General features: G+C 63.9%; 21 protein-coding genes. 10 read left to right on the top strand and 11 right to left on the bottom strand.

Going from position 1 to position 24,621, the window contains the following annotated elements; genetic code table 11:
* Positions 1-186 precede the first annotated feature (186 nt).
* From NFR41_RS04025 to NFR41_RS04015, 3 genes are all read left to right on the top strand, one after another.
* A complete protein-coding gene (locus NFR41_RS04025) occupies positions 187-1,692 on the top strand; it encodes an APC family permease (protein WP_251230804.1) in 1,506 nt (501 codons plus the stop codon).
* 239 nt (positions 1,693-1,931) lie between these two features.
* Positions 1,932-2,180 carry a helix-turn-helix domain-containing protein gene (locus NFR41_RS04020; protein WP_160213117.1) on the top strand — a complete coding sequence of 83 codons (249 nt, stop codon included), beginning with the start codon at positions 1,932-1,934 and terminating at the stop codon, positions 2,178-2,180.
* A complete protein-coding gene (locus tag NFR41_RS04015) occupies positions 2,180-3,457 on the top strand; it encodes a HipA domain-containing protein (RefSeq protein WP_160213116.1) in 1,278 nt (425 codons plus the stop codon). The genes NFR41_RS04020 and NFR41_RS04015 overlap by 1 nt, the downstream gene beginning before the upstream one ends.
* A gap of 36 nt (positions 3,458-3,493) precedes the next feature.
* Here the strand turns inward: NFR41_RS04015 and thpR are convergent, their stop codons facing one another.
* Together thpR and NFR41_RS04005 are read right to left on the bottom strand one after the other, a co-directional pair.
* On the bottom strand, positions 3,494-4,033 hold the full coding sequence (gene thpR, locus NFR41_RS04010; protein WP_251230803.1) for an RNA 2',3'-cyclic phosphodiesterase: 540 nt from the start codon (positions 4,031-4,033) through the stop codon (positions 3,494-3,496).
* Positions 4,034-4,083: 50 nt separating this feature from the next.
* Positions 4,084-5,589, bottom strand: a complete 1,506-nt coding sequence (locus tag NFR41_RS04005) for a LuxR C-terminal-related transcriptional regulator (RefSeq protein ID WP_251230802.1) — start codon at positions 5,587-5,589, stop codon at positions 4,084-4,086.
* A gap of 346 nt (positions 5,590-5,935) precedes the next feature.
* Here NFR41_RS04005 and NFR41_RS04000 point away from each other — a divergent pair, with 346 nt between their 5' ends.
* On the top strand, positions 5,936-7,552 hold the full coding sequence (locus tag NFR41_RS04000; protein ID WP_251230801.1) for a molybdopterin-dependent oxidoreductase: 1,617 nt from the start codon (positions 5,936-5,938) through the stop codon (positions 7,550-7,552).
* A gap of 14 nt (positions 7,553-7,566) precedes the next feature.
* Positions 7,567-8,058 carry a hypothetical protein gene (locus tag NFR41_RS03995; protein ID WP_251230800.1) on the top strand — a complete coding sequence of 164 codons (492 nt, stop codon included), beginning with the start codon at positions 7,567-7,569 and terminating at the stop codon, positions 8,056-8,058.
* A gap of 145 nt (positions 8,059-8,203) precedes the next feature.
* On the opposite strand, the gene NFR41_RS03990 is transcribed toward NFR41_RS03995, so the two are convergent.
* The 5 genes from NFR41_RS03990 to NFR41_RS03970 all read right to left on the bottom strand — a co-directional run bounded on the left by NFR41_RS03990 (position 8,204) and on the right by NFR41_RS03970 (position 12,581).
* Positions 8,204-8,986, bottom strand: a complete 783-nt coding sequence (locus NFR41_RS03990) for an acyl-[acyl-carrier-protein] thioesterase (RefSeq protein WP_251230799.1) — start codon at positions 8,984-8,986, stop codon at positions 8,204-8,206.
* A gap of 347 nt (positions 8,987-9,333) precedes the next feature.
* On the bottom strand, positions 9,334-10,116 hold the full coding sequence (locus tag NFR41_RS03985; protein ID WP_251230798.1) for an ABC transporter permease: 783 nt from the start codon (positions 10,114-10,116) through the stop codon (positions 9,334-9,336).
* A gap of 1 nt (position 10,117) precedes the next feature.
* Positions 10,118-10,963, bottom strand: coding sequence for an ABC transporter ATP-binding protein (locus NFR41_RS03980; RefSeq protein WP_160213112.1), 846 nt, complete (start codon positions 10,961-10,963; stop codon positions 10,118-10,120).
* A gap of 9 nt (positions 10,964-10,972) precedes the next feature.
* Complete coding sequence (locus NFR41_RS03975) at positions 10,973-11,173, bottom strand: hypothetical protein (RefSeq protein WP_251230797.1); 201 nt, start codon at positions 11,171-11,173, stop codon at positions 10,973-10,975.
* A 451-nt stretch (positions 11,174-11,624) separates the two neighbouring features.
* Positions 11,625-12,581, bottom strand: a complete 957-nt coding sequence (locus NFR41_RS03970; protein WP_251230796.1) for a LytTR family DNA-binding domain-containing protein — start codon at positions 12,579-12,581, stop codon at positions 11,625-11,627.
* A 642-nt stretch (positions 12,582-13,223) separates the two neighbouring features.
* On the opposite strand from NFR41_RS03970, the gene NFR41_RS03965 reads away from it, so the two are divergent.
* Together NFR41_RS03965 and NFR41_RS03960 are read left to right on the top strand one after the other, a co-directional pair.
* Positions 13,224-13,874, top strand: coding sequence for a hypothetical protein (locus tag NFR41_RS03965; protein WP_251230795.1), 651 nt, complete (start codon positions 13,224-13,226; stop codon positions 13,872-13,874).
* 392 nt (positions 13,875-14,266) lie between these two features.
* Entirely contained in the window at positions 14,267-15,040 is a 774-nt protein-coding gene (locus NFR41_RS03960) for a hypothetical protein (protein ID WP_160213109.1), read from the top strand.
* Positions 15,041-15,204: 164 nt separating this feature from the next.
* Here NFR41_RS03960 and NFR41_RS03955 read toward each other — a convergent pair whose 3' ends face one another.
* Together NFR41_RS03955 and NFR41_RS03950 are read right to left on the bottom strand one after the other, a co-directional pair.
* Entirely contained in the window at positions 15,205-15,858 is a 654-nt protein-coding gene (locus tag NFR41_RS03955) for a hypothetical protein (RefSeq protein ID WP_251230794.1), read from the bottom strand.
* Positions 15,859-15,866: 8 nt separating this feature from the next.
* Positions 15,867-17,624, bottom strand: a complete 1,758-nt coding sequence (locus tag NFR41_RS03950) for an FAD-binding protein (protein ID WP_251230793.1) — start codon at positions 17,622-17,624, stop codon at positions 15,867-15,869.
* Positions 17,625-18,036: 412 nt separating this feature from the next.
* Here NFR41_RS03950 and NFR41_RS03945 point away from each other — a divergent pair, with 412 nt between their 5' ends.
* On the top strand, positions 18,037-18,933 hold the full coding sequence (locus NFR41_RS03945; protein WP_251230792.1) for a LysR family transcriptional regulator: 897 nt from the start codon (positions 18,037-18,039) through the stop codon (positions 18,931-18,933).
* A 374-nt stretch (positions 18,934-19,307) separates the two neighbouring features.
* On the opposite strand, the gene NFR41_RS03940 is transcribed toward NFR41_RS03945, so the two are convergent.
* Positions 19,308-20,270, bottom strand: a complete 963-nt coding sequence (locus NFR41_RS03940) for a DUF5692 family protein (RefSeq protein ID WP_160213105.1) — start codon at positions 20,268-20,270, stop codon at positions 19,308-19,310.
* A 170-nt stretch (positions 20,271-20,440) separates the two neighbouring features.
* On the opposite strand from NFR41_RS03940, the gene NFR41_RS03935 reads away from it, so the two are divergent.
* Entirely contained in the window at positions 20,441-21,127 is a 687-nt protein-coding gene (locus NFR41_RS03935) for a TetR/AcrR family transcriptional regulator (protein ID WP_251230791.1), read from the top strand.
* A gap of 221 nt (positions 21,128-21,348) precedes the next feature.
* Here NFR41_RS03935 and NFR41_RS03930 read toward each other — a convergent pair whose 3' ends face one another.
* Positions 21,349-22,926, bottom strand: a complete 1,578-nt coding sequence (locus NFR41_RS03930) for a sodium:solute symporter family protein (protein ID WP_251230790.1) — start codon at positions 22,924-22,926, stop codon at positions 21,349-21,351.
* A gap of 902 nt (positions 22,927-23,828) precedes the next feature.
* Here NFR41_RS03930 and NFR41_RS03925 point away from each other — a divergent pair.
* Positions 23,829-24,287 carry a MerR family transcriptional regulator gene (locus NFR41_RS03925; RefSeq protein WP_251230789.1) on the top strand — a complete coding sequence of 153 codons (459 nt, stop codon included), beginning with the start codon at positions 23,829-23,831 and terminating at the stop codon, positions 24,285-24,287.
* The last annotated feature ends 334 nt before the right edge of the window (positions 24,288-24,621 follow it).

The following is a 24,621-nucleotide window of genomic DNA, read 5'->3' as shown; positions in this document are numbered from 1 at the left end:
CAGCCTTTGCGCGACGTCGGTTGAGCGAGGAGTCCTGCAAGGCGAGCGAGTGCCCCAAAAAGCGCATCCGCAAGAACCGTGCATGCTAACCATGCGCGCGGTTCGCAGCCAAGGAGATGTGCCCGCCCTCCGAGGACCTTCGGAACAGCAAAACGTCATCTGTACGTTTGGACAAAGGAAACTACTATGGCTGACAAGAACGGCCAGGGCAACCAGCTCAAGCGCGGTGCGATCGGCACGCTGCCGCTGGTGTTCCTGGTTATCGCCGCCGCGGCTCCGCTGGGAGCTTCGGCCACCAACACGCCGCTCATCTTCGCCCTGGGCAACGGTGCCGCGGCTCCGCTGGACTTCGTGTTCATCGGCGTTATCCTCATCCTGTTCTCCGTAGGCTATACCGCCATGGCGTCCCACGTGACCAACGCCGGCGCGTTCTACACCTACATTTCGCTGGGAATGGGCAAGAAGCTGGGCACCGCCGCCGGCTACATCGCCGTGGCTGCCTACAACCTGCTGTGCGTCTACCTGGTCAGCGCCGGCGGCACCTTCGCCTCGCAGATCTTCGAGCAGGAGCTGGGCGTCATGATTCCCTGGTGGGTGTGCTCGCTCATATTCGCCGCTATCATCCTGCTGTTCAGCTACCTGGGCATTGAGGGCGGTACGAAGTTCCTCATGGTGTGCCTGGTGCTGGAGGTGACCATCCTGGCCATCGTCGACATCAGCGTGCTCGTGCAGGACGGCATCGGCGCGTACTCCCTGGAGTGCTTCTCGCCCGAGGTGTTCTTCTCCGGCGCGCCGGGCTTGGGCGTGTGCTTCGCGTTCCTGTGCTTCATCGGCTTCGAGGCCACGGCTATCTTCGGCGAGGAGACCAAGAACCCGCGCAAGACCGTTCCCCGCGCCACCTACGCCGCTGTTATCGTGATTGGCCTGGTGTACTCGCTGTCCGCGTGGTCGGTGTGCGCCGCCGTGGGTCCCGAGAACGTGGCTGCGCTGGCCGGCGAGGACCCGGCGGGCCTGTACTGGTCCGTGGCCGTGTCCCACTGCGGCGATGCCATCGGCCACATCTTCTACTGGCTGCTCATCATCTCCAACTTCGCGTCCTGGATGGCCGCGCACAACATGTGCTCCCGCTACCTGTACGCGTTCGGCCGCGCCGACCTGCTGCCGAAGGCTTTGGAGAAGACCAACAAGCACAAGTCGCCCTTCGTGGCGGCCGTGGTGAACATCGTGTTCAGCCTGTGCCTTGCCTTCCTGCTGGCCCTGTTCCAGCTTGATCCCTACAGCGAGATCGGCGCCATCTGCTCCGCCATCGCCATCGTGGGCATCATGCTGCTCGAGCTGGCCGTTTGCATCGCTGTGATCATGTACATGCGCAAGCACAACAGCGAGCCGGGCTACGGCCACAACGTGTTCCAGACCACCATCGCCCCCATCATCGCGCTTGTGGGCATGGGCTACGTCATGTTCCTGGTGCTGAGCAACTTCACGCTGCTCACCGGTTACGAGAGCCTGCCGATTAACCTGCTGCTGGGCGGCCTCATGGTCATCGTGGGCGTCATCGGCTTCGTGGTGGCTGCGAACCTGGACAAGAAGGGCAAGCTAGCCGACCCGCAGTCCATCGACGTGGAAGACGTCGCGGAAGTGGAGAAGCTGGCTGAAGGCATGGAAGATCTGGAGCCCGCACAGAGCGCGTAGTCGCTTTGCCGGTGCGGATCGATCGCCTCGCGCCTCAGGCGTGCAACCAGGGCGGAACCCCACGGGGGTCCGCCTTTTTCTTATGTGTGGGGAGTTGAATAATCCCTATAGGGAAGATTATCTTGAAAAATGCAGGAATCTTCCCTATAGGTGCTATTTCGTGATACTCTCACCATATCTTCCTTATAGGTAAGATACGGCTCAGTCGTTAGGTGTGAAAAGATGAGATGGGGCGCAGCATGGAAGCAGATGTCGTTGGAGCGGCAAGGCAGCCAGTCTGGAATTCGGTCGATTTGGGGCAGATTATTCGGGCGCGCCGAAAGAAGCTTGGCTATACGCAGGTGCAGATAGCGGCCATGATGGGCGTCAGCCCGCGTCTGATTGGCGAGATAGAGCGAGGCCGGGGGACGGTTGCCGTCCAGACGGTTCTCGGCCTCTGTACGGGTCTTGGCATCGACCTCTTTCTCGTTGGAAGAGGTGAGGAGTGATGAGGTCGATCCGGGTGCATAGGGATTTTCAGGGAAAACGCCAGGTCGTAGGGTTTCTTGAGGGCACATACCCGCAGCTTTCGTTTCGCTACGATGAAGACTATGTGCATAAGTATCCAGAACATGCGATATCGGTCTCCCTTCCTGTCCGCAGTGAGCCGTATGGTTCTGTAGAGACGGCGCGATTCTTCGACGGGCTATTGCCGGAGGAGGCGGCGCGCACGCTGTTGGCCGAGGCGACCCGTACTGCGCGCGATAATTACGCCGCATTGCTTGCGCGCCTGAGTGATGAGTCGGTCGGGGCGCTTGTGCTCGAGACGGAAGCGAGGCCGGCGCAGGCCTCCTACAAACTGTTTGGAGAGGACGGCCTTGCGGCGTTCGCGGGGGCGCCTCGCAAGGTGGCGTTGCAGCTGGGAATGGAATCGCGGCTTTCCTTGGCGGGGGCGCAGAGCAAGGTGGGCCTGTATCGAACGGACGAATCGGGGACTGCGGAATGGTTCGTTCCCTGTGGGTCCGCCCCTTCCACCCACATCGTGAAGGCAGCAAGCGGTATTTTCGAAAACCAGCTGGTAAACGAGGCGCTTTGCATGGAGGCAGCACGCAAGCTTGGCTTTACGGTGCCTGTAACCGAGCTTATCGAAACCGAGCACGGATACCTTCTCGCCGTCGAGAGATTCGACAGGGTTCTTGCCGACAATGCGCCGCTGATAGACGGGCTTTCCATGCCCATGCGGCTTCATCAGGAAGACCTGTGCCAGGCTGCCGGGCTGCCGACTTTCCTGAAGTACGAACCGACCGATGGCCGCTATCCGCACCTTGCGGCTTCCGTTTTGCAAAGGGCTTCGTCGAACCCGTTCGGCGACCGCATGCTGCTGTTCCAGACGCTCGTGTTGGATTTCCTGCTGGGGAACTGCGACAACCATTTGAAGAACCGTTCTATCCTCTGGAGCGAGGACTGGAAGTCACGCATGCTCTCGCCGCTCTACGATCTTACCTGTACAACGGTATACTCTCAGCTCGATCGGCAGATGGGTATGGCGCTGTGCGCTTCTCGGCGCATCGACGACGTGTGCGGGGAGGATGTTCTCCAGACTGCAAGCCAAGTCGGCGTGCCGGAGAGGCTGGCGCGAAGTATGTACGCGGAGCTTGCCTCAGGATTTGGCGATGCGGTCGAATTGGCGGCAGCTTTGCTCGGGGAGCAAGGCGTTTCGGAAGCGGCTGCGGTGGCGGATGCCTTGCTCGCTGATGCCGAGCCTCGTAGGAGCCTTCTGGTGTAGATGCTTGCGGTTGGGGCGTGGGCGCTGCCCCGTTGGTTAGCGCGGGAGGTCGGGGAGCTCTACGGTGTAGAGGGGCTGGTAGCTGGCGCCTTCGGGCTGCAGCGTGCTCTTGAACAGCGTGACGCGCGCGGTGCGGCAGCGGCCGGGGAAACCCGCGGCGGGCAGGGAGCCTTCGGGCAGCTGCACGCGGCGGGCCAGGGTGAGGTGGGGCATGAACCGCTTCTCGTCGAAGGGGATGCCGCGAGCGCTCAAACGTTCGCGCAGGTCGCGGGCGAGGTCGTCCAGCTCGTCGGTGCGCTTGAAGCCCAGCCACAGCGTGCAGTCGTGCGGCCGCCCGAAGGTGCCCAAGCGGTCGGGCTCCAAGGTGGCCGGCAGCGCGATGCGGGCCAGCTCGTCCATCGCGTCCATGACCTGGCGCACCACAGCTTCAGGCGTGTTTCCCAGGAATGCGAGCGTGACATGGTAGTTTTCGCGCGGCGTGAAGCGGCCTTCCACCGTAGGGCCGAACGAACGCGTGAATTCGGCAACCTCGTCGGCGTACCAGTCGGGAATCTCGAGGGCGACGAACGTGCGCATGGCGGGCCTTTCTCTTTCCGCATCGTTTAGGACCAGTCGGGAGTGTAACATCAAGGGATGGTTGTCTCCACCACGTCGGCGAGCTGCTTGGCGGAATGCACGTCCAGCTTGCTGTAGATGTTGCGCGTGTGCGTGCGGACCGTGGTGACGGAAATGGACAGGTCGTCCTTGATCTGCGCGGCCCTGCGCCCTTGGGCAAGCAGCAGCAGAACCTCCTCCTCGCGCTCGCTGAGCAGATAGGTTTTTGCGATGCTGCGGCAGCGTTTTCGTATCTCCTGGTCGCGGTACTGTTTCGCGGTTAGCTTCCGCCTTAGTCCCCACCAGGTTCGCAGCGCGTGGTCGTCGCCTATCCAAAACGTGCCGAGCGTCACCGCGCTGAAGGCCAGCATGATGCAGAAGGACAAGATCGCCTGGTCGTCTCGTTGGTCGAACAGCAGGGGGAAGATTCCGCACAGCGACCCCAGCGTCAGCCCCAGCCCAAGAACCATGAATCCGACCGAAGCTATCCGGAGCCGCGGCACGACGGTCTGGTCCATGGCGAACACGCATCCCAGCACGAACAGGCAGCCGTAGTAGCACGAAGATACGTACAAAAACGTGTAGGCGAAGAAGCTGTGGAACAGCGACGTGATCATAACGAATCCGGTGATAAGGGGAAACACGATGCGCCGCAGATTCGTCCATACCTCGCGCGAGGTCGCGGTAGCCCGCGTGTACGTGGCCAGCAGCAGCCCGACGGCTAAGGCCGACCCAAGCAGGGAGAACAGGTAGCGCTCGGGGCCGAGGATGCGGAACACGCCCAACGCGGTATGGAGAAACCCTATAGCGAAGCCGTAGCAGAGAAAGTGGATGATCGGCTGCCATGGACGCGGCGGTTTCGCCGATGCGCTTTCCGAACGGTCGGCTTGCTGGCCTGGTCGTGCGGCCGGAGCGTCCGAGGGCGCTTTCCGCTCGAAGGGTCGCTTCCGCACGACGACCATCAAAGCTGCAGCGGCAAAGGAGAGGTGAAACGCCGCCACGATAGCCAGTGGCCAGAGATGCGCTATCGCGGATGCGGCATACTCCGCAACCATGCCCAACGCGATGGTGCAGGCCAGTCCCAGGGCCAAGGTGCGAACGGGGATGCCGCCCGAGAAGCTGATGCACAGGGCAAGCAGCACGGTGGCGGCGGCACTTGCGGCCATGCCCACGAGACAGAGCATCTCGATCGGCCACGATGCTCCGATGGCGACGTAGGAGAGGGCGCACAACGCCAGAACGGCTCCCAGGAGGCAGATGGCGAGCCGTTGCGGGCTGCACTCGGCACGCAAGCGGACGAAGGGGGCGAGCGCAACCGTGCCCCCAAGCCCTATGCCCACCGACCGAAGGAGGCAGCTGAGATAGGATCCGTCCACTGCTAACCAGGCAAAGCCGCCTGCGAAGGCGTAGCCAAACTCGTGGACGAGCGTGAGGAATGCCAGCGTGCATGCGGCCACGGCGAACAGCGGAAGTTCGCCGCGAACGTCTTCCTGCGTGGTTTGCTTTGCGGGCGACTCCGATGCCGAAGCTGCTTTCATAGACGCTCCTTGCTAGCCTGCGAATTCGCCCTCATTGTAGGGCAGGCGGCTTCAGCGCCCTTCGTCAAAAATGTGGTATTGGGGGCCTGGGCGGCAAGTCTTCGAGTTTGGGGTCTGCTTGTTTTGGGTGGAAATGCATTGCAACGTTCCAGCTCAAAAGCCCTTTTTACCAACTACTCAACAATCGTCAGCTTTTGACGAACCCACTTTCGGCGGCTCTTTCTAGACTGTGGCAGCGAAGGTCCGGGCGCAAGGGGGTGAGCTAGAGGGCCCGATTGCTTTCCTGGAGCAGCACGGGCTGCGCCGGGGTAGGAGAAGGGAATACGATGAGAGAGGGAGGTTTGATATGACGCGATTCAGGAAGATCCTGGCGGTTGGCGTCGTGAGCCTTGCGCTGGTTGCTCTGGTGGCGTGCGCGCCGCAGGCCAAGCCCGAGCCGACGCCCCAGTCGGATGCGAAGACCCAGGCGGAAGCTGCGGAGGAGCCCACCGACGAGCCCGCAGCGCTCGATTTCGGCTATGCGAACTTCGCCGACGAAAGCTCGGGAATCTACCCCGAAAACTACTATACGAAGAACTACATGAACAGCGGCAACCGTGGGTGCAACTCGTGCCACGAGGATCTGTGGGAGCTGGTGGTCGACCGTGGCAACCTGGTGCATCTGGCAAGCACCGAGCCTGGTTACGGCAAGAACGCCAACTGGCTTGATTGCCAGGGCTGCCACAAGGGCAACCCCTTCATGGGCATGTCTATCATGGATTCCATCCACGGGGCCCACTACACCAACGAGATCTTCGCCGAGGAGCTGGGCGGCACCTGCTTCAACTGCCATGCGATCAACTCCAACGGCGAGTACGTTATGTGGGACCTGTACCGCTACAGCCCCGAGTTCGGCGGCTTCAAGAACGCCAGCGCCGAGCTGACGACGGCATGGATGGAAGGTCGCGGCTTTACCACCGACACCATTGCCGGCATTACGGTGCAGAGCAACATGCCCATCGAGGTGTCCAAGATGACGCAGGACGTAAGCGACAAGAAGGATGCCTACAGCGCATCGAACTACGCCGTGCCCGAAATCGACATGAGCACCTGGGCGCTGAAGGTGACGGGCGTAAACGAAGAGCGCTCCTTCACCTTGGAGGAACTGCAGGCGCTGCCGCAGACCGAGCGCGTGATCACCATCTCGTGCAGCGCTAACGGCCTGGGAAGCTACCAGATTCAGAACATGCCCGTCAAAGGCGTGCGCGTGAAGGACATCGTCGACGCGTGCGGCGGCTTGCAGGAGGGCATGCAGTCCGTCGACTTCTTCGGTGCAGACGGCTGGGGCGACGTGGGCTTCGGCACCGGCTCGAAGATGAACGGCATCGACACCATCCTCAACGAGCTGGACGCCATCGTGATGCTCGAGTACTGGGGCGAGCCGCTGAGCGAGTTCGACGGCTTCCCGGCCACCATCGCCCTGCCCGGCATCGGCGGCGGCAGTTGGGTGAAATGGCTGACCGAGATCGGCTTCAGGCCCGAGGAAGGCTACGCCAGCAAATGGGATATCTCCAAGGCGGCGGGCAGCAAGCTTTCCGGCGGCGACTCCACCAACATCAACGCCTTCAGCTCTACCGAGGCGTGGCACCCTTACGGTTCGATTGCCATCAACCTGGGCTGGATGGATCCCATCAACGAAGGCGAGACGCTGAAGATGGAGAACGGCAAGGTGTCGCTGAGCGGCTACGCCTATCTTTGGGGCCAGGGCGGTCACCGCGTGGGCCAGCTTGCGTTCAGCGCTGACTACGGTCGGACCTGGAGCTACGTGGATGTTCCCGAGACGCTGGACCCGTACCAGTGGGTGACGTGGACCGTGGACTGGCAGCCCGAGAAGCCGGGCACCTACGTGCTGTACGCCAGTGCCATCGACGCGGTAGAGGGCTGGCAGAAGGTGCCTACGCCTATCACCGTGGTTGTCGAGTAAGGAAGGTGGGAACAATGATGGAAGCTAAGGCTCCCAAGGCTCTTGCAGGCGTGCTGGGCGCAGCGGCCCTCGTGTCCGGCGGCGCATCGGCGGCTCTCGCCGCGCCCCTGGAAGCTCCTGTTCAGCCGACGATCGTCGAGGCCGCAGCCGAGGGCCAGGTCGGCGCTGTCGCGGCTGCTCCCAAGGCTGTTGTGGGCGAGTTTGCGTTCGACCAGGACAAGGTTACCTCCAACGCGTGCATCACGGGCGTGTTCGCGAAGGCTGCCACCACGTTGTGCGCCTCGATGCCCGACTACGGTGTGAAGGCGGTATGCAGCGAGCTGTCGCTGAGCATGGGCGGACAGCACATGAGCGCGTCCGTTTCCGACATCGCCGAAAGCGACGGGGAGCAGTCTTACACCATGGGCTGCACGTGCACGGGCAACGGTCCGGGCGGCGGCGCTATCGCCAATGCGAACGTTTCCGGCGCGGGCGTCGCGGCGATTATCAAGATGTTCGCCGCGTAGTCTGCATCTGCTCCTTCGCATGCGGCAACGGGGCGGCTCTGTTGGGCCGCCCCGTTTCTCTGCTTGGATGGCTGCCGGTGCGGGCGCCTGTCGAACGCCAGCGCCTTGCTGGCGCGATAGCGGACCTTTCCTGTAGAACACGGCGCTAGCGCATGAGGGCGGTCGCGTGCAGCAGGGGGGCGCTTTCGCCTTCGGGCGCGCTTTCGATGGTCACGAAATGGGCGCTTGCGCTGGCTGCATCTTTCGCCGCGTTCCCTTCGCCATCCAGCGGCACGTAGCCCAGGCGCACCGTGGAGCCCGGCATGATCTCGTGGCGGTAGGCGATTTCCAGATGGTCGAACAGCCGCTGGTCAACGCCTTCGGGCAGCGCTTCGGTGACCAGGTCCAGGTAGGACGAGTTGTGTACGTGGTTGTTGCAGTCGATCATGGACTTCGTGATGGGGAACAGCACCTCGCGCACCGGATTCGCCTGGATGCGCATGCGGTCGAACTTGTCCTGGTCGGGTGGGAAGGCGGCGCGGTCCTCCAGGCCATAGCATTCCATTATCTCTGGGATCAGCTTTATCATGGTGCGGTCGCTGCGGCTCACCATGGACCACTTCGACGTTCCCCGGGCGAACAGGTTGCCGTCGGCGTCGAAGGCCTCGAAGTCGCGCAGGGCGAAGGCGCGGCTGTAGGAGCGCGCCCAGGTGCGCACGGTGTAGGTCTCGCAGGCCAGAGGCCGCCGCGTGCCGGGCAGCACCTCAAGCTTCCAGTTCAGCACCACCCATGCGCGGTTCACCCGCTGGTTGTCCAGCCCCGACTGGCCCACCATGGCTCCATGCAGGCTGCCGGCGTTGGAGAACGCTTCGATGAGGGCCTTGTCCGTGAGGAGTGCCCCCTCGCCCGTATCTTGGATTCCTGCGAAGAACTGCTGGTCAACGAACATGGTGCTGCCTTTCGTGCATGGTTGTGCGGTGGCGGATGCGCGGGGGATGAACGGCGTGTTGCGCGTGCCGCTCGAGCGCGAATCCGGTGGGCGCGTCCTGCCGAAGCAGAGGCGCGAGGGCTATTGTCGCAGAAACCCCCGCGCGGGGCGACGCGCAATCCCGTTGTCGGAGCGGAACCTCCAGCGGTTCTTCACCGAAGGGGCGCCGGTAACGCGCCGGCAATGCGGGCCGGCAGCGCGTGCCAGCAAGGCGCGCCCCCGTCGGCAGGCGATGGAATCCCGCATAATCGGCAGGTTCGTGCAAAAAACCTCACGAAGGTGCCGATTATGCGGGATTCCACTGCGCCCTAGTTGTCGGTGGCGAGCTTGCGGTAGAGCAGCTTGAACACTACCAGGCCCAGCACGATCCACGCGGCGGTCACCGCCAGGGGCAGCACCGCTCCCGAACCGAAGAGGGCGCCTTCCGTGGCCAATCGCAGCAGGCTCGCGGCGCCGCCGGTGGGCAGGAAGCGCGCGATGTCGCCCAGCATGGGGGAGAAGCCGCTGAACATGGGGGCGATCACCACCAGCAGGATGGGCACGCTGTACAGGCCGGCCGTCATCTGGTCGCGGGAGGCCAGACCCAGTACTAGCGACAGCAAGATGATGGGCAGCGCCCCCAGAACGCCTATGGCCATGTACGGGGCGAACAGGTGCATCGGCGCGCCGCTGACGAAGAAGCACAGCGCCTCCACCACGGCCGTCACCACCAAGGTCACCAGCCCGCGCGCCAGCATGATCTGCTCGGCGCTCACGTTGGCCAGCATGAGGGTGCGCAGGGTGTGCTTCTCCTTCTCTTCGGCCAGGCCGTACACCAGCGTGGCCGAGCTGGTCATGCCGATGGTCATGCACAAAGCGGTGTTGAGCAGCACGTAGGTGATGAGGCTCTCCACGGTTGCCGCGTCCGTGCCTGCGCCCATGTCGGCGCCGCCCATCATCCCCATGGAGCCGCCGACGTTGCCCATGATGTAGCGGTACAGCAGCACGAAGGCCACGGGCATGACGATGCAGACGATCATGGTGGGGTTCTTCAGCATGTCGGTAACGTCCTTGCCCATGAGCGCACCGAGCTTGCGTACAGAGGCGTTCATGTTAGAACTCCCTTCCGGTCAGCTCGAGGAACACTTCCTCGAGATTGGGTTCGTCAGAATGCACGGACAGCACCTCGCCGGCTTCCAGCAGCTCGGCCAGCGCGGCGGCTCCGGCTGCGTCCTTCGACGTTTCCACGGTGCCGCGGGTGCGCGTCTTCACCACGATGCGGTTGCGAGCATAGCGCAACATGAGCGCTTCGGGCTTGTCGCAGGCGGCAATGGCGCCATGGTCCAGAATGGCCACACGGTCGCAGACGGTTTCGGCCTCGGCCATGTCGTGGGTGGTCAGGAAGATGGTGCATCCTTTGCCGCTCAGTTCAGCCAGCATGCGGTGCACCTCCGCGCGCGCCGCCGGGTCAAGGCCGCTGGTGGGTTCGTCCAGGAATAGCAGCTCGGGCTCGTGGATGAGGGCGGCGGCCAGGGCGGTTCGCTGGCGCATGCCCTTCGAGCAGTTCTTGATGAGCGTTTTCTGGTCGTCGGCTAGGCCCATGCGTTCCAGCAGGTAAGGAATCCGGCGCTGGCTTGCTCCGCGCAACTGGGCGTACAGGCGCAGGTTGTCGGCGATGGACATACGCTCGTACAGGGCGCTTGTGTCCGACAGGATGCCGATGCGCTCGTAATCGGCGCTGGTGGCGTTGTCGATGGGGCGCCCGAACAGACTGATGCGGCCTGCGTCGCGCTTCAGCTGGCGGGTGAGCAGCTTGATGGTGGTGGTCTTGCCGGCGCCCGACGGCCCCAGGAAACCGAAGGCCTCGCCGCGCGGGATGGCGAAGGTGAGGTTGTTCAGCACGCGCTTGTCTTTGAACGACAGGCTGACAGCCTCCATGGACAGGATGGTGGCGCTCATGGGTCCTCCCTAGTTCGAGGCGGTGGGGCTGGTGGCGGCGCTGCGGTTGGCGACCCCGGGAGTGGCGCTGTCGGCTCCCTGCTCCAGGGCGACAAGTCGCGCGTTGACTTCGTTGAGCTTACCCTGCAGGTACACATGGCCAGCGCAGATGAGCACGAAGGCCAGGCCCAGGGCCAGCACGAGGATGCTCAGGGCGTGGGTGGTGATCATGATGGTTCCTTTCCGACAGGGCGCCTGCATCGGCGCCGGTGAGCTGACGGCGCCTATGATGCGGAAAGGGTTTCTGACCTGCAATGGAATCTGCACGACGCGCTCGCGTTGCGTACGAGTGGAGCTATAGCGTGCACGAAAGGAGCGGTGGAAGGGCGCTTGGCCGGTTGGTCGTCGGTTGCAATGGCTGCGGCGTCTGGTTTCAGGCCGCTCGCGGCTGCCAGATGCGGGCGACAACCAGCCGTTGTTGGCTGCGTCTGGCTGCGTGCTGCTTACCCGATTGACCGAAGGTCGCCAGCGAGCGTCACCCAGTCGCCGGCCCCGCCATCGGCACCTACTCAGCAGCCGCCGTCCGCAGCCTAGCGCCGCCCCCGCCTGGTCGTAAGTTGCCGTCCGCAGCCTAGCGCCGCCGTCGCCCGAGAGTCGCCGCCAGCTGCGGTAGGCCCGCCCTTTACTTCCAGCGGAAGCGTTCGCGCATCTCTTCGGCGCGGCCCTTCGACAGGGGAAGCGACGTGTGCCCTGCGTCGGAAAGCACCAGGTTGAAGGTGTTGCGGGTGTAGCGCTCCACGCGCGAGACCTTCTGCATGTTCACGATGTAGGACCGATGGCAGCGGAAGAACCCGTAGCGCGCCAGGGTCTCCTCCAGCTCGTCCATGGTCAGCGCGGTGGGGTACAGCTCGCCGCGGACGCTGGCGTAGTTTACGCGGTTGGCGCTTTCGACGAAATCGATCTCGCGCGGGTCCAGCAGCAGCGTGGCCTCGCCGGCCTTCACGGCGATCTTGCAGATGCGCACCTCGTCGTCGCCCAGCAGGTCCGTTTCGGCCGATTCGCCGACGCCGTCTGCAGCCCCCGCGTCGCTGTCCAAGTCGGCGGAGAAGATGCGGCCCTCTTCCTCCCAGAAGGCGACCCCGGGCATGAGCAGCGCTTCTCGTAGCGGTTGACCTGCGGTGACGAAGACGGTTCCGGCGTCGGTGCGGTCGGCGATCCACGAGAGCACCCAGCTGCGCGCCTCGGGCCCCAGTTCCAAAAGCGGGCGTTCGCAGAAGCAGATTTCAGGCTCGAACAGGCTCATGCGCGCGAAGCCAAGGAGCGCTTTCCGCTCGGCAGTTAGCTTGGACACCAGGGTGCGGGCGCAGTTTTCCAGCCCGAAATGGGCGAGCGCCGCCGCTACGTCCTTACGGCCCGACCCGGAGATGCGGCCGAAGAAGCGCAGATAGGACTCGACGGTATCGCGGTCGAAGCCGCCGTCCGACTCAAGGAAGTACGCGCCCCGGCGGTTGCCCTGCACGACTTCGACGGCAGCGCGTGCTCGTCGCACCGTGTCGCGCGAGCACTCCAGGTGGACGCTTCGTCCTGCCGATGCAACCTCGCTTTCGATAAGCGCCTCGACCGAGCTGTATTCCGCCACGCCTTCTCCTTCGCTTTGCCTTACCGTTTCGCCGTCTTGTCGCAGCCTGCTAGTTCGCCGGCGGTCTGCCGTTTCTGTTGACGGCCCCGAGCCAATCCGCCTGCCGTCTCCAGCGCGCCGGCTCGCCGCCCCGCTGGTTCGCCGGCGGTCTGCCGTTTCTGTCGATGGCCTTGCGCCAGTCCGCCTGCTGCCCCGCTGCCGCTTCCGCCCAGGTGTGTCGCTGTTCTGCACCTGTTTGCTGGTCTGCCAGTTCGCCGGCGGCCCGCCGTTTCTGTTGACGGCCCCGAGCCAATCCGCCTGCCGTCCCGCTGATTCGCCTGTTCCGCATGGGTGCGCTGCCGGTTTCGCGTGCTGTTTCGTCCGGAGCTTTTCCGAGGGCACGGTCAAGCGGGTCTGCGCGTATCGTTGGACTTCTTTGGCCTGCCGCCGACTGCCGCATGTCCGGTCGGATAGTCGGGCGAAGCGCGTCGACCGGTTTCGATTCCGCTAGCGTTCGATATGCGGAAGCATTGTACCCGATGACGAGCGCAGCGTGGGGCTTTCGAATGCAATCGTCCCATCTATAGCGCTTGTCGTAAGATGCGAGCACGGCTGACGGCGTCTTCTGGGTGCGCTGATATGCGAGGAGGCCTGCATTACGCGTTGGGCGTGCTGATGGGTATGTGTGGTGGTGTGCGTGGCCGCTGGGAGCCGATTGCGTCGGAAAAGCTTGATGTAACGGATGACGGTTATGGCAGAAATCTCTGTAACGAAAGACGATTATGTACGGTTTCCTGTAACGGAAGACGTTTATGGCAGGTTTCGATTGCCATAAACGTCGTCGGTTACATCGGGCGCAGGCGGCTTGCCATAAACGTCGTCGGTTACATCGGGCGCAGGCGGCTTGCCATAAACGTCATCGGTTACATGGGGCTCGAGCGGTTTGTCACAACCGGCGCTAGTTACATGGGGCGCGCAGCTAGGTTGCCGCAATCGCCGTCGACTAGCATCGGGCTCGAGCGGCTTGCCATAAACGTCGTCGGTTACATCGGGCGCAGGTGGATTGCCATAAACGGCGCTAGTTGCATGGGGTGCACAGCTAGGTTGCCGCAATCGCTGTCGACTAACATGGGGCGCAGGCGGCTTGCCAAACTGCCGCTCGCTGCATTGGTGCTGGCGATTTGCCACAACCGTCGTCGGCTGCACGGTGTGGCACCTCCTGACGACGAGGACGCGGTTGCAGAAAGGGGCGTTCGTTGCGGCGATTTGATGGCGGCAGCAGTGTTGGATGCGCGCCTGGTCAACGTGCGATAGACTGGCGCAAGGTCGTGAGGCGCCCGCAGGCGGCCCGGTGTGTCGGAAGCGCCGACGGCGGCAGGCGGTCGCGAGTGCGCTGGGCGCGCCTGCGACGGTGGGCGGCCGCAAGCATTCCAGACATGAGGGCAGCGACGGGTTGCAACAGGCGGCGAGTGCGCCGGAAACGCTGGCGACAGGCTGCAGCGGGCCGCAAGTGCACCGGGCGCGCGTGCGACGGCGGGCTGCAGCGGGCCGCGGACGACGACAGGCTGCAGCGGGCCGCGGGCTGCGAGTGCTCAGGGCTTGCGTGCGACAACGGGCTGCAGCGGGCAGCGGCTGGCGGCGGTAGGCGCGGGCGTACGAGAGTCGGCAGCGGTAGATGCGGGCATACGGGAAGGAGCGTGGCGCGGATGACCGGGGAAAGCGGGTTCGCGAAGGAGCCTACGGGCGCGCAGGCCCAGCTGCTGCATGCGCTTGTTATGCGCGACCTCGGCTGCGCTCTGCGTAATCGTACCGTGCTGATGACCATCATTACGGTGCTGGGATTCTGCGCGCTGATGATGCCGCAATTCGCCGGGTCGGCGGAGGAGCTTCCGTTCATGGGGGCGTTCGGGTACGCACTCGTGCCCCTGTTCTCCGTGCTCGAGGTAGGCGGCACAATCATGCTGTTCGCCATGGCCGAGGAGCGTGCCCACGGCACCTACGAAGTGATGGCGCGGGCGGGGGCGACGTTGCCGCTTCTGGTGGCATCGAAGCTGATCGCCGGTATCGTGCTGTGCGTCGTCATCTCTCTTGTGGCGGCGTTGTTTTCGGGCATGTGGAATGCGAACCTGTTGGAATTCGCGGCGGTGGTGGCGGTGGGAAGCGTGCCGTTTTTGCTGCTGGCAGCCGGCTGCGGTTTGCTCTCGCGCCAGGAGATGCGCGTGAACGCGTTCTCGTTCGCCCTGGTTCTGCTGTGCATCGCGCCCCTGCTCAGCGCCTTTGTTCCCGCGGCCGGCACGGTGAGCATGGCGTGCCCGGTGGCGTTTCTCGCAGGCTTTGGAGCGCAGGCGCTGGGCGGTAGCATCGAGTCGCTGCACATGAGCTTGTGGCCGTTGGTGGCGAATCTGGTGGCGTGGACCGTGCTGAGCGCGCTGTGGCTGCGCTGGTGCATCCGCCGTGCTCAGACGCAGGAGTCGGCCTAGGTCACCTTGCCCGCGCCGATTCTTCGACGGCCTCCGAAAACCCGACAAGCACCTTGGTGGCCTCCCGGTCGTGTTTGCCGGTGAAGCCGTGTCGCTTCCTCACAGGGGGGGCGTACCTGCGCAGTGGCGGCCGCTTGCGCAATCGGCATGCGGCCGCCTCTAGCTTAGTGCGCGTGGCAGGTGTTGCACTCGTAGACGTTGGCGTGGTGGCAGTTCAGGCAGACTGCCGGCGCCGCCTCTTCGGGGCTGTCGGAGGTGTGCAGCTTGTGGCACGATGCGCAGGTGATGCCTTCGTGCTCCTCGTGGGCCGGCAGCTCGTGCGGATTGACCGTAAGACCGTTCTTGTCGGTCAGCACCGCGGCGGCGGCCCCCTTCTCCGTGAGCTCTGCCTGGTCGTGGCAGCCGGTGGTGCAAGACTCGCGGGTTACGGCCGTGCGTTTCAGCGTAGCCTTCTTCTTCGTGTCGCCGATTTCCACCTTGCTGTGCGCTCGTTCCATGTTGGGGTCATCGTGGCAGCTCATGCACTGGTCCTTCATGTCGGCGTGCTGCGAGGCTGGGCAGGACGCGTCGTCGAAGGAATCGGTGTCGGCTTGATGGCACATGGCGCAATCGCTCTCGGGCGACCAGGTGAAGGCCATCGTCTCGGTCGCGTCGGCCTCGGTCGTGCTGGCCTCGACGCCGTCGGCAGGTTGGCTGGAAGCTGGGTCGGTAGCGGTGCTCGACGTGCTCGGCGTCGCGGGGGAGCAGGCGTCCAGGGCGCACAGTCCGAAGACAAGCATTAGCGACCAGGCGGCAATGGCTGGTTTGCGGAACTTCATGGGAGCTCCTACGCCGCATCCCACGGCTGCAGGGCCGCGGCGCCCTGGCCGGCGATACGTCCGGTGGAGACGGCCTCGCTGATGTTGCCGCCACCGTTGTACATGTAGGCGTAGATGCTGCCGAACTCGCCGGCGGAGAACAAGCGCGGAATGGGGTTGCCGGCCAGGTCGAGCACCTGGCTCTTGCCGTCGCGCTTAGCGCCGCCCTGGGTGTTCAGCAGGCCCAAGGCGATTTCGATGCCATAGAAGGGCCCCTCCACCTTCTGCCGCTCGAACGCCGGGATGGCCAGCGATTCGGTGCCGTGCTCGTCGCCGGCGATGGCGTCGGTGCCGGCAGCGGCGTTGAACATATTGGAGGCGTAGACGTCTGTTCCGCGTCCGAACTCGTCGGGCTCGCCAGCGTCGATGGCGTCGTTGTACTTCGCCAGCGTGGAAGCCAGCTTCTCCGGCGGATAACCCAGCTTCTCAGCCAGCTCTTCGATGGTGCCGGCCTTGAACATGATGCCCGCATCGATGAGCTCCTGGTTGGTGCTAAGGCCGCCGCCCATAATGACGGGCCAGGTCATGTAGGTGATTGCTCCTAGCAGATCGACGGAGCCGGACTGGCCACCCAAGATCATATGAGAGCCGGCCGGAATGGTGATGAGCGGCCAAACGCCCTTATCCTTCTGCTTGCCGTGACGCTGGATGCCGCGCATCTCCTCGTACATGAAGCGCTCGCCCTCGCCGTTGACGAAGATGTAGTCGATTCCGGTGGGGTAGGGGATGTTGCATACGCGGGAATCGGGGCTCACGGCGCGAATGGTGTTGCTGGAAGCCGCGTAGCTGTTCATGTGCCACAGCTCGGCGCCGATCTGCTGGGCCATGCGCACGCCGTCGCCGCGGTTGTAGGGCGATCCCAGAGCGAAGGGCTTCGGACAGCCCATGGAGGCCATGTAGTCCTGCAGCATCTCTTCGTTGCCCGAGAAGCCGCCGCACGCCAGCACCACGCCCTGGCGGGCCTTGAAGGTGCGGCCGTCCTCGGTCTTCACGCCGTAGACTTCCTTGGTCTCGTAGTTGTAGATAAGCTCCATGGCGCGGGAGTCGTAGGAGATCTGCACGTCCAGCTCGTCGGCCAGGTCCTTCAGCGGGATCCACAGCGACGACATGCCGCAGATGCCATCGACGTAGTAGGTCTTGATGGACTCGCCGCCGGCGATGCCCGGGAATTCCGGGCGAGCCGCCGTAGCGTCGCCCAGTACGAAATCCAGCTCCTCGGTTAGCCAGTCGTAGTTGCCCACCACGCCCTGGGCCCAGGCGCGCATGAGCTCGGGTTCCACGGTGTAGGGGCCGTTCAGCTCGGTCTGGTAGGTGATGGCGCCTTCCACGTCGTCAGGAATCATGAGCATGTCGCCCGACACGCGCGTGGTGCCGCCGCAGTCCTTCTCCGGCGCCGCTTCCAAGGCAAGCACGTTGTCGACGCCGTCTAGCTTCGCGGCGATGGCGGCGGAAAGCCCGGCGGCTCCCAAGCCCACCACCACGACGTCCGCTTCCACGTCCCACGCTGCCGGCAGGTTGCCGTTGATGGCGGGCGCCGCCGCGTCGCCTTCGGGGGCTGCGTCGGCCACGGGTGCTTCTTGCTGGGTCTGCTGTCCGTTCGAGCATCCCGCAAGCCCTGCCAGGGCAAGGCCCGCAGCAGCCAGACTTCCCCTGGTCAGAAAGCTGCGACGCGACAGGTTGTGCTCGGCGTTGCCCCCGCTCTCCAGTTCGTTCATCGGTTTTTCCATAGCCCTCTCCTTCTCTCATGCCGGCTCTCCCCGATTGCCGGCTTCGTCTGGCCGTCGGCTTCCCGACCGGCCTCTCTTTCCCGAGCGCTTGGCCGCAGCGGGTGCTGCTGGGATGGTTCGCGCGTCCCTTCGCGATTTGCGCGGGCCCTCCCGCTGTGCACGGCGCCGGCTGCTTGGGCACTTTCACGGTATCGCTGCGAAAGACGTCTCGGGAAGCTTCGATCTGGAAAGGCTGCTGGCCGAATTGGAATACATGCTGGTGAAGGCCGTGCGGTTGCTGGTTTCCGAAACGGAAAGGGTTTGGTCCGATTCGGAAAGGGCGCAGAGGTTTTGCCCCCGCCTGCGCCGCCGGCAATTTAGTATGATGTTTTCAGGGGAAGCGGTGCGCAATGCAAGCGTGGAAGGGGACGCTATGGATATCCGCCTTTGCGAGGAACTGGTGGTGCTTTCGGAAAGCCTCAGCTTCCGAAAGGCGTCCGAGCGATTGTTCCTCACGCAGTCGACGCTGAGCAAACATGTGGCCGCGGCCGAGCGCGAAGTGGGCTTCCGCATTTTCGAACGTAGCTCCCAGGGCGTTGAGCTTACTGCGGGCGGGCGCGTGCTGGTGGAGGATTTGCGCCAGGTGGTGGCTCTGTACGGCTCCTCGCTCGATCGAGCGCGCGCGTGCCAGGCGAAGGCTGACGCAGTCGTCCGTGTGGCGGGCCCTCTGCTGAACCCGCGAATTGCTTCTGTGATATCGGAGGCAGCCTTGCGGGTTTCGCATTCGCAGGAGGCGGTGTTTCAGCTGGCGATGGTGGAAACTGGCGTGCGCGATTGCCCGGTGAAGCTGATGAGGCGCGAAGTGGACGTCGCCGTGGGGTTCTGGTTCGATGACGACTTGCCGGAGCTTCATTGCGAGCACCTGTTCAGCATACCGTTCGGCATTGCCTGTCACGCGACGAGCCCGCTAGCGACAAAAAGCCACCTGAGCTTCGACGACCTGGCAAACGCCCATATGATCTCCTATCCGATGCAAGACAGGGAGGCCTACCACGCCTACGTGCGCAAAGTCAGAAAGCGCCACGGGATAGACATGCCCATCGAGCATCTCGAGCCCGACACACTGTGCTTTCCGCAAACGACAGACAGCGTTATTTTCGGCGTGTTCTTTCCCGACTACGTACGATTTGGCGGTGATATTGTTACGCGCCCTCTTGATGATTGCGCCGAACGATTCGAAGTGTTCGCGATGTGCCGTGCCGACGAGACGCGGCCGGCGGTGCTCAGCCTGTTCGACGCCATCGTGGCCGAGGCAAGGAGCCAGAACTAGGGCGGGCGCCCCCGATGTGCGACGGTGCGACGGAGCTGGGGTCGCTATTGCTCGCGGCATGGCGCGTTCGGTGCCGTAGTTGCGTTCGGCAGGGATTGCCGTCGCGCGGTGCCCTTACTGGCAAAGATTCGCCGAATTCCAAATTTCGCGGGCGGCGATGATCAGCCTTGCACGCAAGCCTTCAGCGTTTTCCCAGCTTATGGAAGCAGGGAAAAGAAGGAGGCTCTTCGTTCGGTGCGAAAGGCCGTCCTGCCGGGCCGAAAAAATTTGGAAATCGCACGATTTGTGCCAGGAAGCGAGGGGGTGCTGGCCCTCGCCCGCGGCGGTCCGACGCCCGCGCCCGCCTCGCTCGCTGTGGCCCTAGCGGTTCTGCCCTAGCGGTTCTCTTCCACGACGCGCTCGTAGGGTTTCGTGCCGGCGTAGATCTCGTCTTTCAGCGGGTTCAGCTTCAGCTTCCGCACGCGATAGAACTGGTAGATGGCCAGCGCCACGTTGGAGGCCAGGGCCAGCAGGCTCACCACGAAGAACGCCGTGGGGTTGTGGGTGGTGGGGATGGGTGCCAGCACATCGGCGAACTGGGGCACCGTCATCACGAACATGATCCACAGCGCCAGCGTCTGCGCCCGGTGCTGCAGCCACGCGCCGCGCTTGATGAAGAACGTGGGGATGGTGCAGGCCAAAAGCAGCGCCAGGCCGCAGTAGGCGGAGTGGTCCGAGATGCAGTTGTAGGTGTAGGCGAAGTTCCACAAATCGTAGCAGATGACCCAGGCCCAGATCATGTCGGGCCAGATCATGTCCTTGGCCGGGTCCTTCGAGATGAAGATGCCGAACCAGCCGCAGATGGTGACGATGTTCAGGATGCCCGCGATGCCGTTCATGATGTTCCACGGCCCCGATATGGTCCACAGGTTCTCGACCACGCCGCCGTTCCACAGAGCGAAGCTGAACACCTGGAAGTCGCGCAGCACCGCTTCGGCGATGTTGATGGCCAGGATCAGCGGCGGGAAGCACAGCGCCCACTTCTTCTCGTAGAGGTAGTGGACGCGGCCGTCCTTGCCGGTCCATTTCACGAACCGCAGCGCCATGAATCCCAGGCAGCCGGCCAGGGCCGAATAGGTCTTCACCCAGTTGAACCAGGTGCCGGTGCCGTACTCGTTGCCCGGGGCGGCGGTGGTGGGCCACACGAAGATGGTCATGACCACGGGCACCACGGCGAACAGCGCGATGCCGCACCACAGCTTCACGCGTCCCAACTCGTTGAACGCCATCAGCGCGAACAGGACGAACAGCCAGATTGCCCAGTAGATCGGGTCGGCCGCTTGGTACAGGATGCCCATCGCTACCCCTCCTTTTCGGGCCCCGACATCCAATCGGGGCGTCTTGTCCGCAGTCTATCAGGAGGTTTCCGCTCAAGATTTCACAGAACAGGTAGTTTTGTGAAAGCTGATTCTGCGCTAAGCTGCTACAGAGGGGCTATCGTTGGCAGCCAGTTGCGGGGGGGGGTGCTATGGGACGGCTTGGTTCGGAATCGACGGCCGCTTTGGCGGAGGCGGTGCTGGCGCCTCGGCCTGGGCGCAAGTCGCTGGGCGAGACGCGGCGGCTTTCCGGCACGCGCGGGGCTATCGTGGCTGCAGCCCGCAAGCTCTTCGAGCGCAACGGCGTGCGCGCAACCACCGTGGGGGCCATAGCCGCCGAAGCCAACGTCACGCGGGAGCTTGCGTACTACCACTTCGGGAACAAGCAGGGCATCGTCTGCGCCGTGGTGGACGACTATGTGGAAGACCTGGTGGAAACGGTAATCGTCTGGAACGAGATGCGCGTGTTCGGCGATACCCTCGGCTCTCTGCGCAAATGCGTGCGGATGTTTCGCTACTCGCTCTACGATGCTGCCGGCCGTCCGCGTCCCATGATCGCCGTGCTGGAGGAACTGGGCATTCGCAACGCCTTCGACGTGCGGGCCACCCGCGAGACCGCCCAGTGCCTGTGCGATCATGTGGCCGCGGAGTACGCGGCGTTCCACCAGGTGGAGATCGAGCTGGTTTTCGAAATGTTCTGCCTGGTCATCTTCGGGATTGTGGGACTGGTGAAGGTGCGGCCCGACATCAGCGACGACGAGCTGATGAAGGTGGTGGAGCAAACGCTGCGGCTTGATATGGAGCCTCTCCTTGCCGAAGCGCCCGTGCCGTTCGTGTAGGGCAGGCGGCGTTGGTTGCGGTTTCGGAGCGCGCGGCCCGGCCGCGGCCCATGATCGCTGCGTCCGGTCATGCAGGACGAGCTGCCGTGGCCGATGCACCCCCCCCTCCATCGCGCGCGCCGGCCACAGAGAGCGGTCGGCGCGAGAAGCGATCAGATGGTGATTGGCGAGCGGTCGGGCTGGCTGTTGGCCCGGGCGACCGCTCGCCGGCGGCGCGACCCCTACAGCGGCTTGTCCATGGCAGCCACGGGCTCGGGCAGCTCCTGACCAGCCACTTCGGCGGCGAACTCGCGGTCGATGCCGCTTTCCGGGGTGGGCGGGTTAATCTGGAACGGAACCGCTTTCGTGAACAGGCTCACCAGCGGCACCAGCACAATGGACACCACCATGGCGATGGCTCCGCAGTTGATGGGGCTGGCGATCAGCGGCGTGCCGGCGAAGCCCATGCCCATGTTCACCACGGTAAGCCCCACGCCGAACACGAAGGAGCACCACACGGCGGCCTTCGAGATGCGCCCGGAGTACAGGCCCCACAGGAAGGGACCCAGGAAGGCGCCGGCCAGCGCGCCCCATGAGTAACCCATGAGCTGGGCGATGAACACGATGGACGAGTGATACTGCAGAAGCGCGATGCCCGCCGACACCGCCACGAACAGCACCAGCAGCCCGCGCATGCAGCTCAGCTGCTTTTTCTCGGACATGTCCTTCACCACGTTGCCCTTGATCAGATCGATGGTCAGCGTAGAGGACGATGTGAGCACCAGCGACGACAGCGTGGACATGGAAGCGGACAGCACCAGTACGATGACCAGGCCGATTAGCAGGTCGGGCAGGGTGGAGAGCATGGTGGGGATGACCGAGTCGTAGATGGGCGTGCCATTGGCGGCGTACTCGATTTGGTTCGAGTACAGGCGCCCGAAGCCGCCCAGGAAGTACGAGCCGCCGGCCACCACGAAGGCGAAGATGGTGGAGATGATAGCGCCCTGCTTCACGGCCGGACCGCTCTTGATGGCGTAGAACTTCTGCACCATCTGCGGCAGACCCCAGGTGCCCAGCGACGTGAGTACCACCACGCCCAGCAGGTTCAGCAGGTCGGGCCCGAAGAAGCTGACGAAGGGCCCTTGCATGGCCGACCCTTCCGCGGGCAGCTGCGACAGGCTCACGATGGCCTCGGAGAAGCCGCCGTTGTTCATGATGACCACCACGATGACCGCGCTGATGCCCAGCAGCATGACGATGCCCTGGATGAAGTCGTTCATAACCGTGGCCATGTACCCGCCGACCACCACGTATATGCAGGTCACAACTGCCATGCCGATGACGCACACGTCGTAGGGCAGGTTGAACGCCATGCCGAACAGACGCGACAGGCCGTTGTAGACGCTGGCGGTGTAGGGGATGAGGAACACGAAGATGATGGCCGCCGCCGCGATGCGCAGCGCCTTGGAGTTGTAGCGCTTGCCGAAGAACTCGGGCATGGTCTGGGCGCCCAGGCGGTGGGTGATCTCGCGGGTGCGCGGACCCAGCACCCACCAGGCCAGCAGCGAGCCGATGATGGCGTTGCCGATGCCGGCCCAGGTGGCTGCGATGCCGTACTTGAAGCCGAACTGACCGGCGTAGCCTACGAACACCACGGCGGAGAAGTAGCTGGTGCCGTAGGCGAAGGCGCTCATCCAGGGGCCCACGTTGCGACCGCCCAGCACGAAGCCGTCCACGGTTTTGGTGGAACGGCGGCAGTAGATGCCCACGCCCACGGCCACGGCCACGAAGGCGATGACCAGGAGAATCTTCAAGAACATAGGTTTCCTTTCGTTGCTCGGTTCGGCTTGCGCGGCTGCTTTCGGGGGGGGCTGCCGTTCGGCAGGTCGAAAGGTGTCGCGCAAGCTGGAGGAACAGGGGTTGCTGTCGGCGGCGTCAGCGGCCGCAACGGGCGGCCTGCGAAGTCGGAGGCGCACACGGCTGGGCGGGCAAAAAGAAAAGCACCCGGTCCAACCGTGTGCTTCTAATATCGGTACAAAACGTATGGGGGATGGGCGGCTGCGGATTGCTGAGCCAGGTGCTCGCTCATGATGGCACACGCCGTATCGCACATACACTGCTGCGCCTTGTGGGCGCTGCGAACCGCGCTGGACTCAGCGGACAAGGCGGCGGTCTGTGCGTTCAGGAAAAGCATGGCGCAAACTCTAGCACACTTTTGCAGCGGCGCAAGCAGAAATTATGAGCGAAACGCTTGGCGTACCTTGCGAGACGGACGTTGCGCCCGCGGTCGCCTGCGTTTGCGCCGACGTTCTGCGAGCTGTTCGCGTTTGCTCCCTCGGGGCCTTTTGTGCTTGCGTCCGCGCCCCCGCCCCCGCTCGCGCCTGAGCTTGCGGCGCCGCTCGCGCATCCCCACAGCCCTGTTAGCGCTACCGATCCGGCGGCGGTTCCTGCTAGCTTCAGAAACGTTCTGCGGCTCAATCTCATGACGGCCCCTTCGTGCTCGTGCTTCAGTGCCCCTCGTCGGATGCTGGGCGAATCCCTGCGGGTCGCGTTTGCGTGCCGTTCCCGAGGGAAACGAAATTCATTCTTGAACTTCAACCTTGGTTTAAGTCAATAATGGGTGCAAGAGAATCCACCGTCTCGCCACGGGAGGCCCCGACGCTTCGGAGCCAACCGTCGCGCACGAGGCTTTTGCCGCAAGAAGCAAGAAGGAGCTGCGCCCATGGAGAGGACGTACACTATCGGCGAAGTGGCTAGCGAAATGGGCATTCCCGCATCGACCATTCGCTATTACGACAGCAACGGACTGCTGCCCGGGGTGCTTCGGACCGAAGGCGGCATGCGGTTGTTTACTCGGGCGGATCTTGAGTGGCTGCGCCTGGTCGGGTACCTGAAGATGTCGGGTATGACCATTCGCGAGATTCGGGATTTCGTCGAGCTGTACCAGGGCGGCGACGCCACCATCGAGCAGCGGCGGGCGCTGGTGTACGGGCGCCGAAGCGAGATTGAGCGCCAGATGGCCGAGCTGCAGCAGACGCTGGATTTCATCACCTACAAATGCTGGTACTACGACACCGCGTCGGCGGCGGGCACATGCGCCGTCGTCGAGTCCATGACCGAGGAGGACATGCCGCCGCATATCGCGGAAATCAAGCGTCGCTGCGACGACCAGGCCCGTTAGGCGCCACCTGGCAGCGCTGCTTGTTTCTGCGCGCTGCTGGCTCCTGTTCGCCTTGCCCGCCTGCTCCTCGCCTCTGCGCGGCGCTGGGCTCCATCCGCCCCGCCTGCGCCTCCTCGCCTCTGCGCGGCGCTGGGCTCCGCCCATCTCGCCTGCGCCTCTTCGCTTCTGCGAGCCGCCGGTTCCCCTCGTTTGTTTAGCCTGCCTCTGCCGGACAGCCGCCCCCCTCGCCTGCTTCGCCTGCCTCTGCCGGACAGCTGCCCATTACAGTCTGAATCGTAGTTGGTCCGACCGTTTAAGTCCCCTGCCCGGACAGTCGGATTACGATTGACATATG

The organism is Adlercreutzia aquisgranensis (assembly GCF_943193145.1).
Taxonomy (GTDB): domain Bacteria; phylum Actinomycetota; class Coriobacteriia; order Coriobacteriales; family Eggerthellaceae; genus Xiamenia; species Xiamenia aquisgranensis.
Note: the sequence above shows the minus strand (reverse complement) of the source record. Positions and strands in the feature narration are given on the sequence as shown.

Excerpts from the sequence above, each read along its gene's own strand:
- NFR41_RS04025 (WP_251230804.1), top strand. The coding sequence starts at position 187 with ATGGCTGACAAGAACGGCCAGGGCAACCAGCTCAAGCGCGGTGCGATC.
- NFR41_RS04020 (WP_160213117.1), top strand. The coding sequence starts at position 1,932 with ATGGAAGCAGATGTCGTTGGAGCGGCAAGGCAGCCAGTCTGGAATTCG.
- NFR41_RS04015 (WP_160213116.1), top strand. The coding sequence starts at position 2,180 with ATGAGGTCGATCCGGGTGCATAGGGATTTTCAGGGAAAACGCCAGGTC.
- thpR (WP_251230803.1), bottom strand. The coding sequence starts at position 4,033 with ATGCGCACGTTCGTCGCCCTCGAGATTCCCGACTGGTACGCCGACGAG.
- NFR41_RS04005 (WP_251230802.1), bottom strand. The coding sequence starts at position 5,589 with ATGAAAGCAGCTTCGGCATCGGAGTCGCCCGCAAAGCAAACCACGCAG.
- NFR41_RS04000 (WP_251230801.1), top strand. The coding sequence starts at position 5,936 with ATGACGCGATTCAGGAAGATCCTGGCGGTTGGCGTCGTGAGCCTTGCG.
- NFR41_RS03995 (WP_251230800.1), top strand. The coding sequence starts at position 7,567 with ATGATGGAAGCTAAGGCTCCCAAGGCTCTTGCAGGCGTGCTGGGCGCA.
- NFR41_RS03990 (WP_251230799.1), bottom strand. The coding sequence starts at position 8,986 with ATGTTCGTTGACCAGCAGTTCTTCGCAGGAATCCAAGATACGGGCGAG.
- NFR41_RS03985 (WP_251230798.1), bottom strand. The coding sequence starts at position 10,116 with ATGAACGCCTCTGTACGCAAGCTCGGTGCGCTCATGGGCAAGGACGTT.
- NFR41_RS03980 (WP_160213112.1), bottom strand. The coding sequence starts at position 10,963 with ATGAGCGCCACCATCCTGTCCATGGAGGCTGTCAGCCTGTCGTTCAAA.
- NFR41_RS03975 (WP_251230797.1), bottom strand. The coding sequence starts at position 11,173 with ATGATCACCACCCACGCCCTGAGCATCCTCGTGCTGGCCCTGGGCCTG.
- NFR41_RS03960 (WP_160213109.1), top strand. The coding sequence starts at position 14,267 with ATGACCGGGGAAAGCGGGTTCGCGAAGGAGCCTACGGGCGCGCAGGCC.
- NFR41_RS03955 (WP_251230794.1), bottom strand. The coding sequence starts at position 15,858 with ATGAAGTTCCGCAAACCAGCCATTGCCGCCTGGTCGCTAATGCTTGTC.
- NFR41_RS03950 (WP_251230793.1), bottom strand. The coding sequence starts at position 17,624 with ATGGAAAAACCGATGAACGAACTGGAGAGCGGGGGCAACGCCGAGCAC.
- NFR41_RS03945 (WP_251230792.1), top strand. The coding sequence starts at position 18,037 with ATGGATATCCGCCTTTGCGAGGAACTGGTGGTGCTTTCGGAAAGCCTC.
- NFR41_RS03940 (WP_160213105.1), bottom strand. The coding sequence starts at position 20,270 with ATGGGCATCCTGTACCAAGCGGCCGACCCGATCTACTGGGCAATCTGG.
- NFR41_RS03935 (WP_251230791.1), top strand. The coding sequence starts at position 20,441 with ATGGGACGGCTTGGTTCGGAATCGACGGCCGCTTTGGCGGAGGCGGTG.
- NFR41_RS03930 (WP_251230790.1), bottom strand. The coding sequence starts at position 22,926 with ATGTTCTTGAAGATTCTCCTGGTCATCGCCTTCGTGGCCGTGGCCGTG.
- NFR41_RS03925 (WP_251230789.1), top strand. The coding sequence starts at position 23,829 with ATGGAGAGGACGTACACTATCGGCGAAGTGGCTAGCGAAATGGGCATT.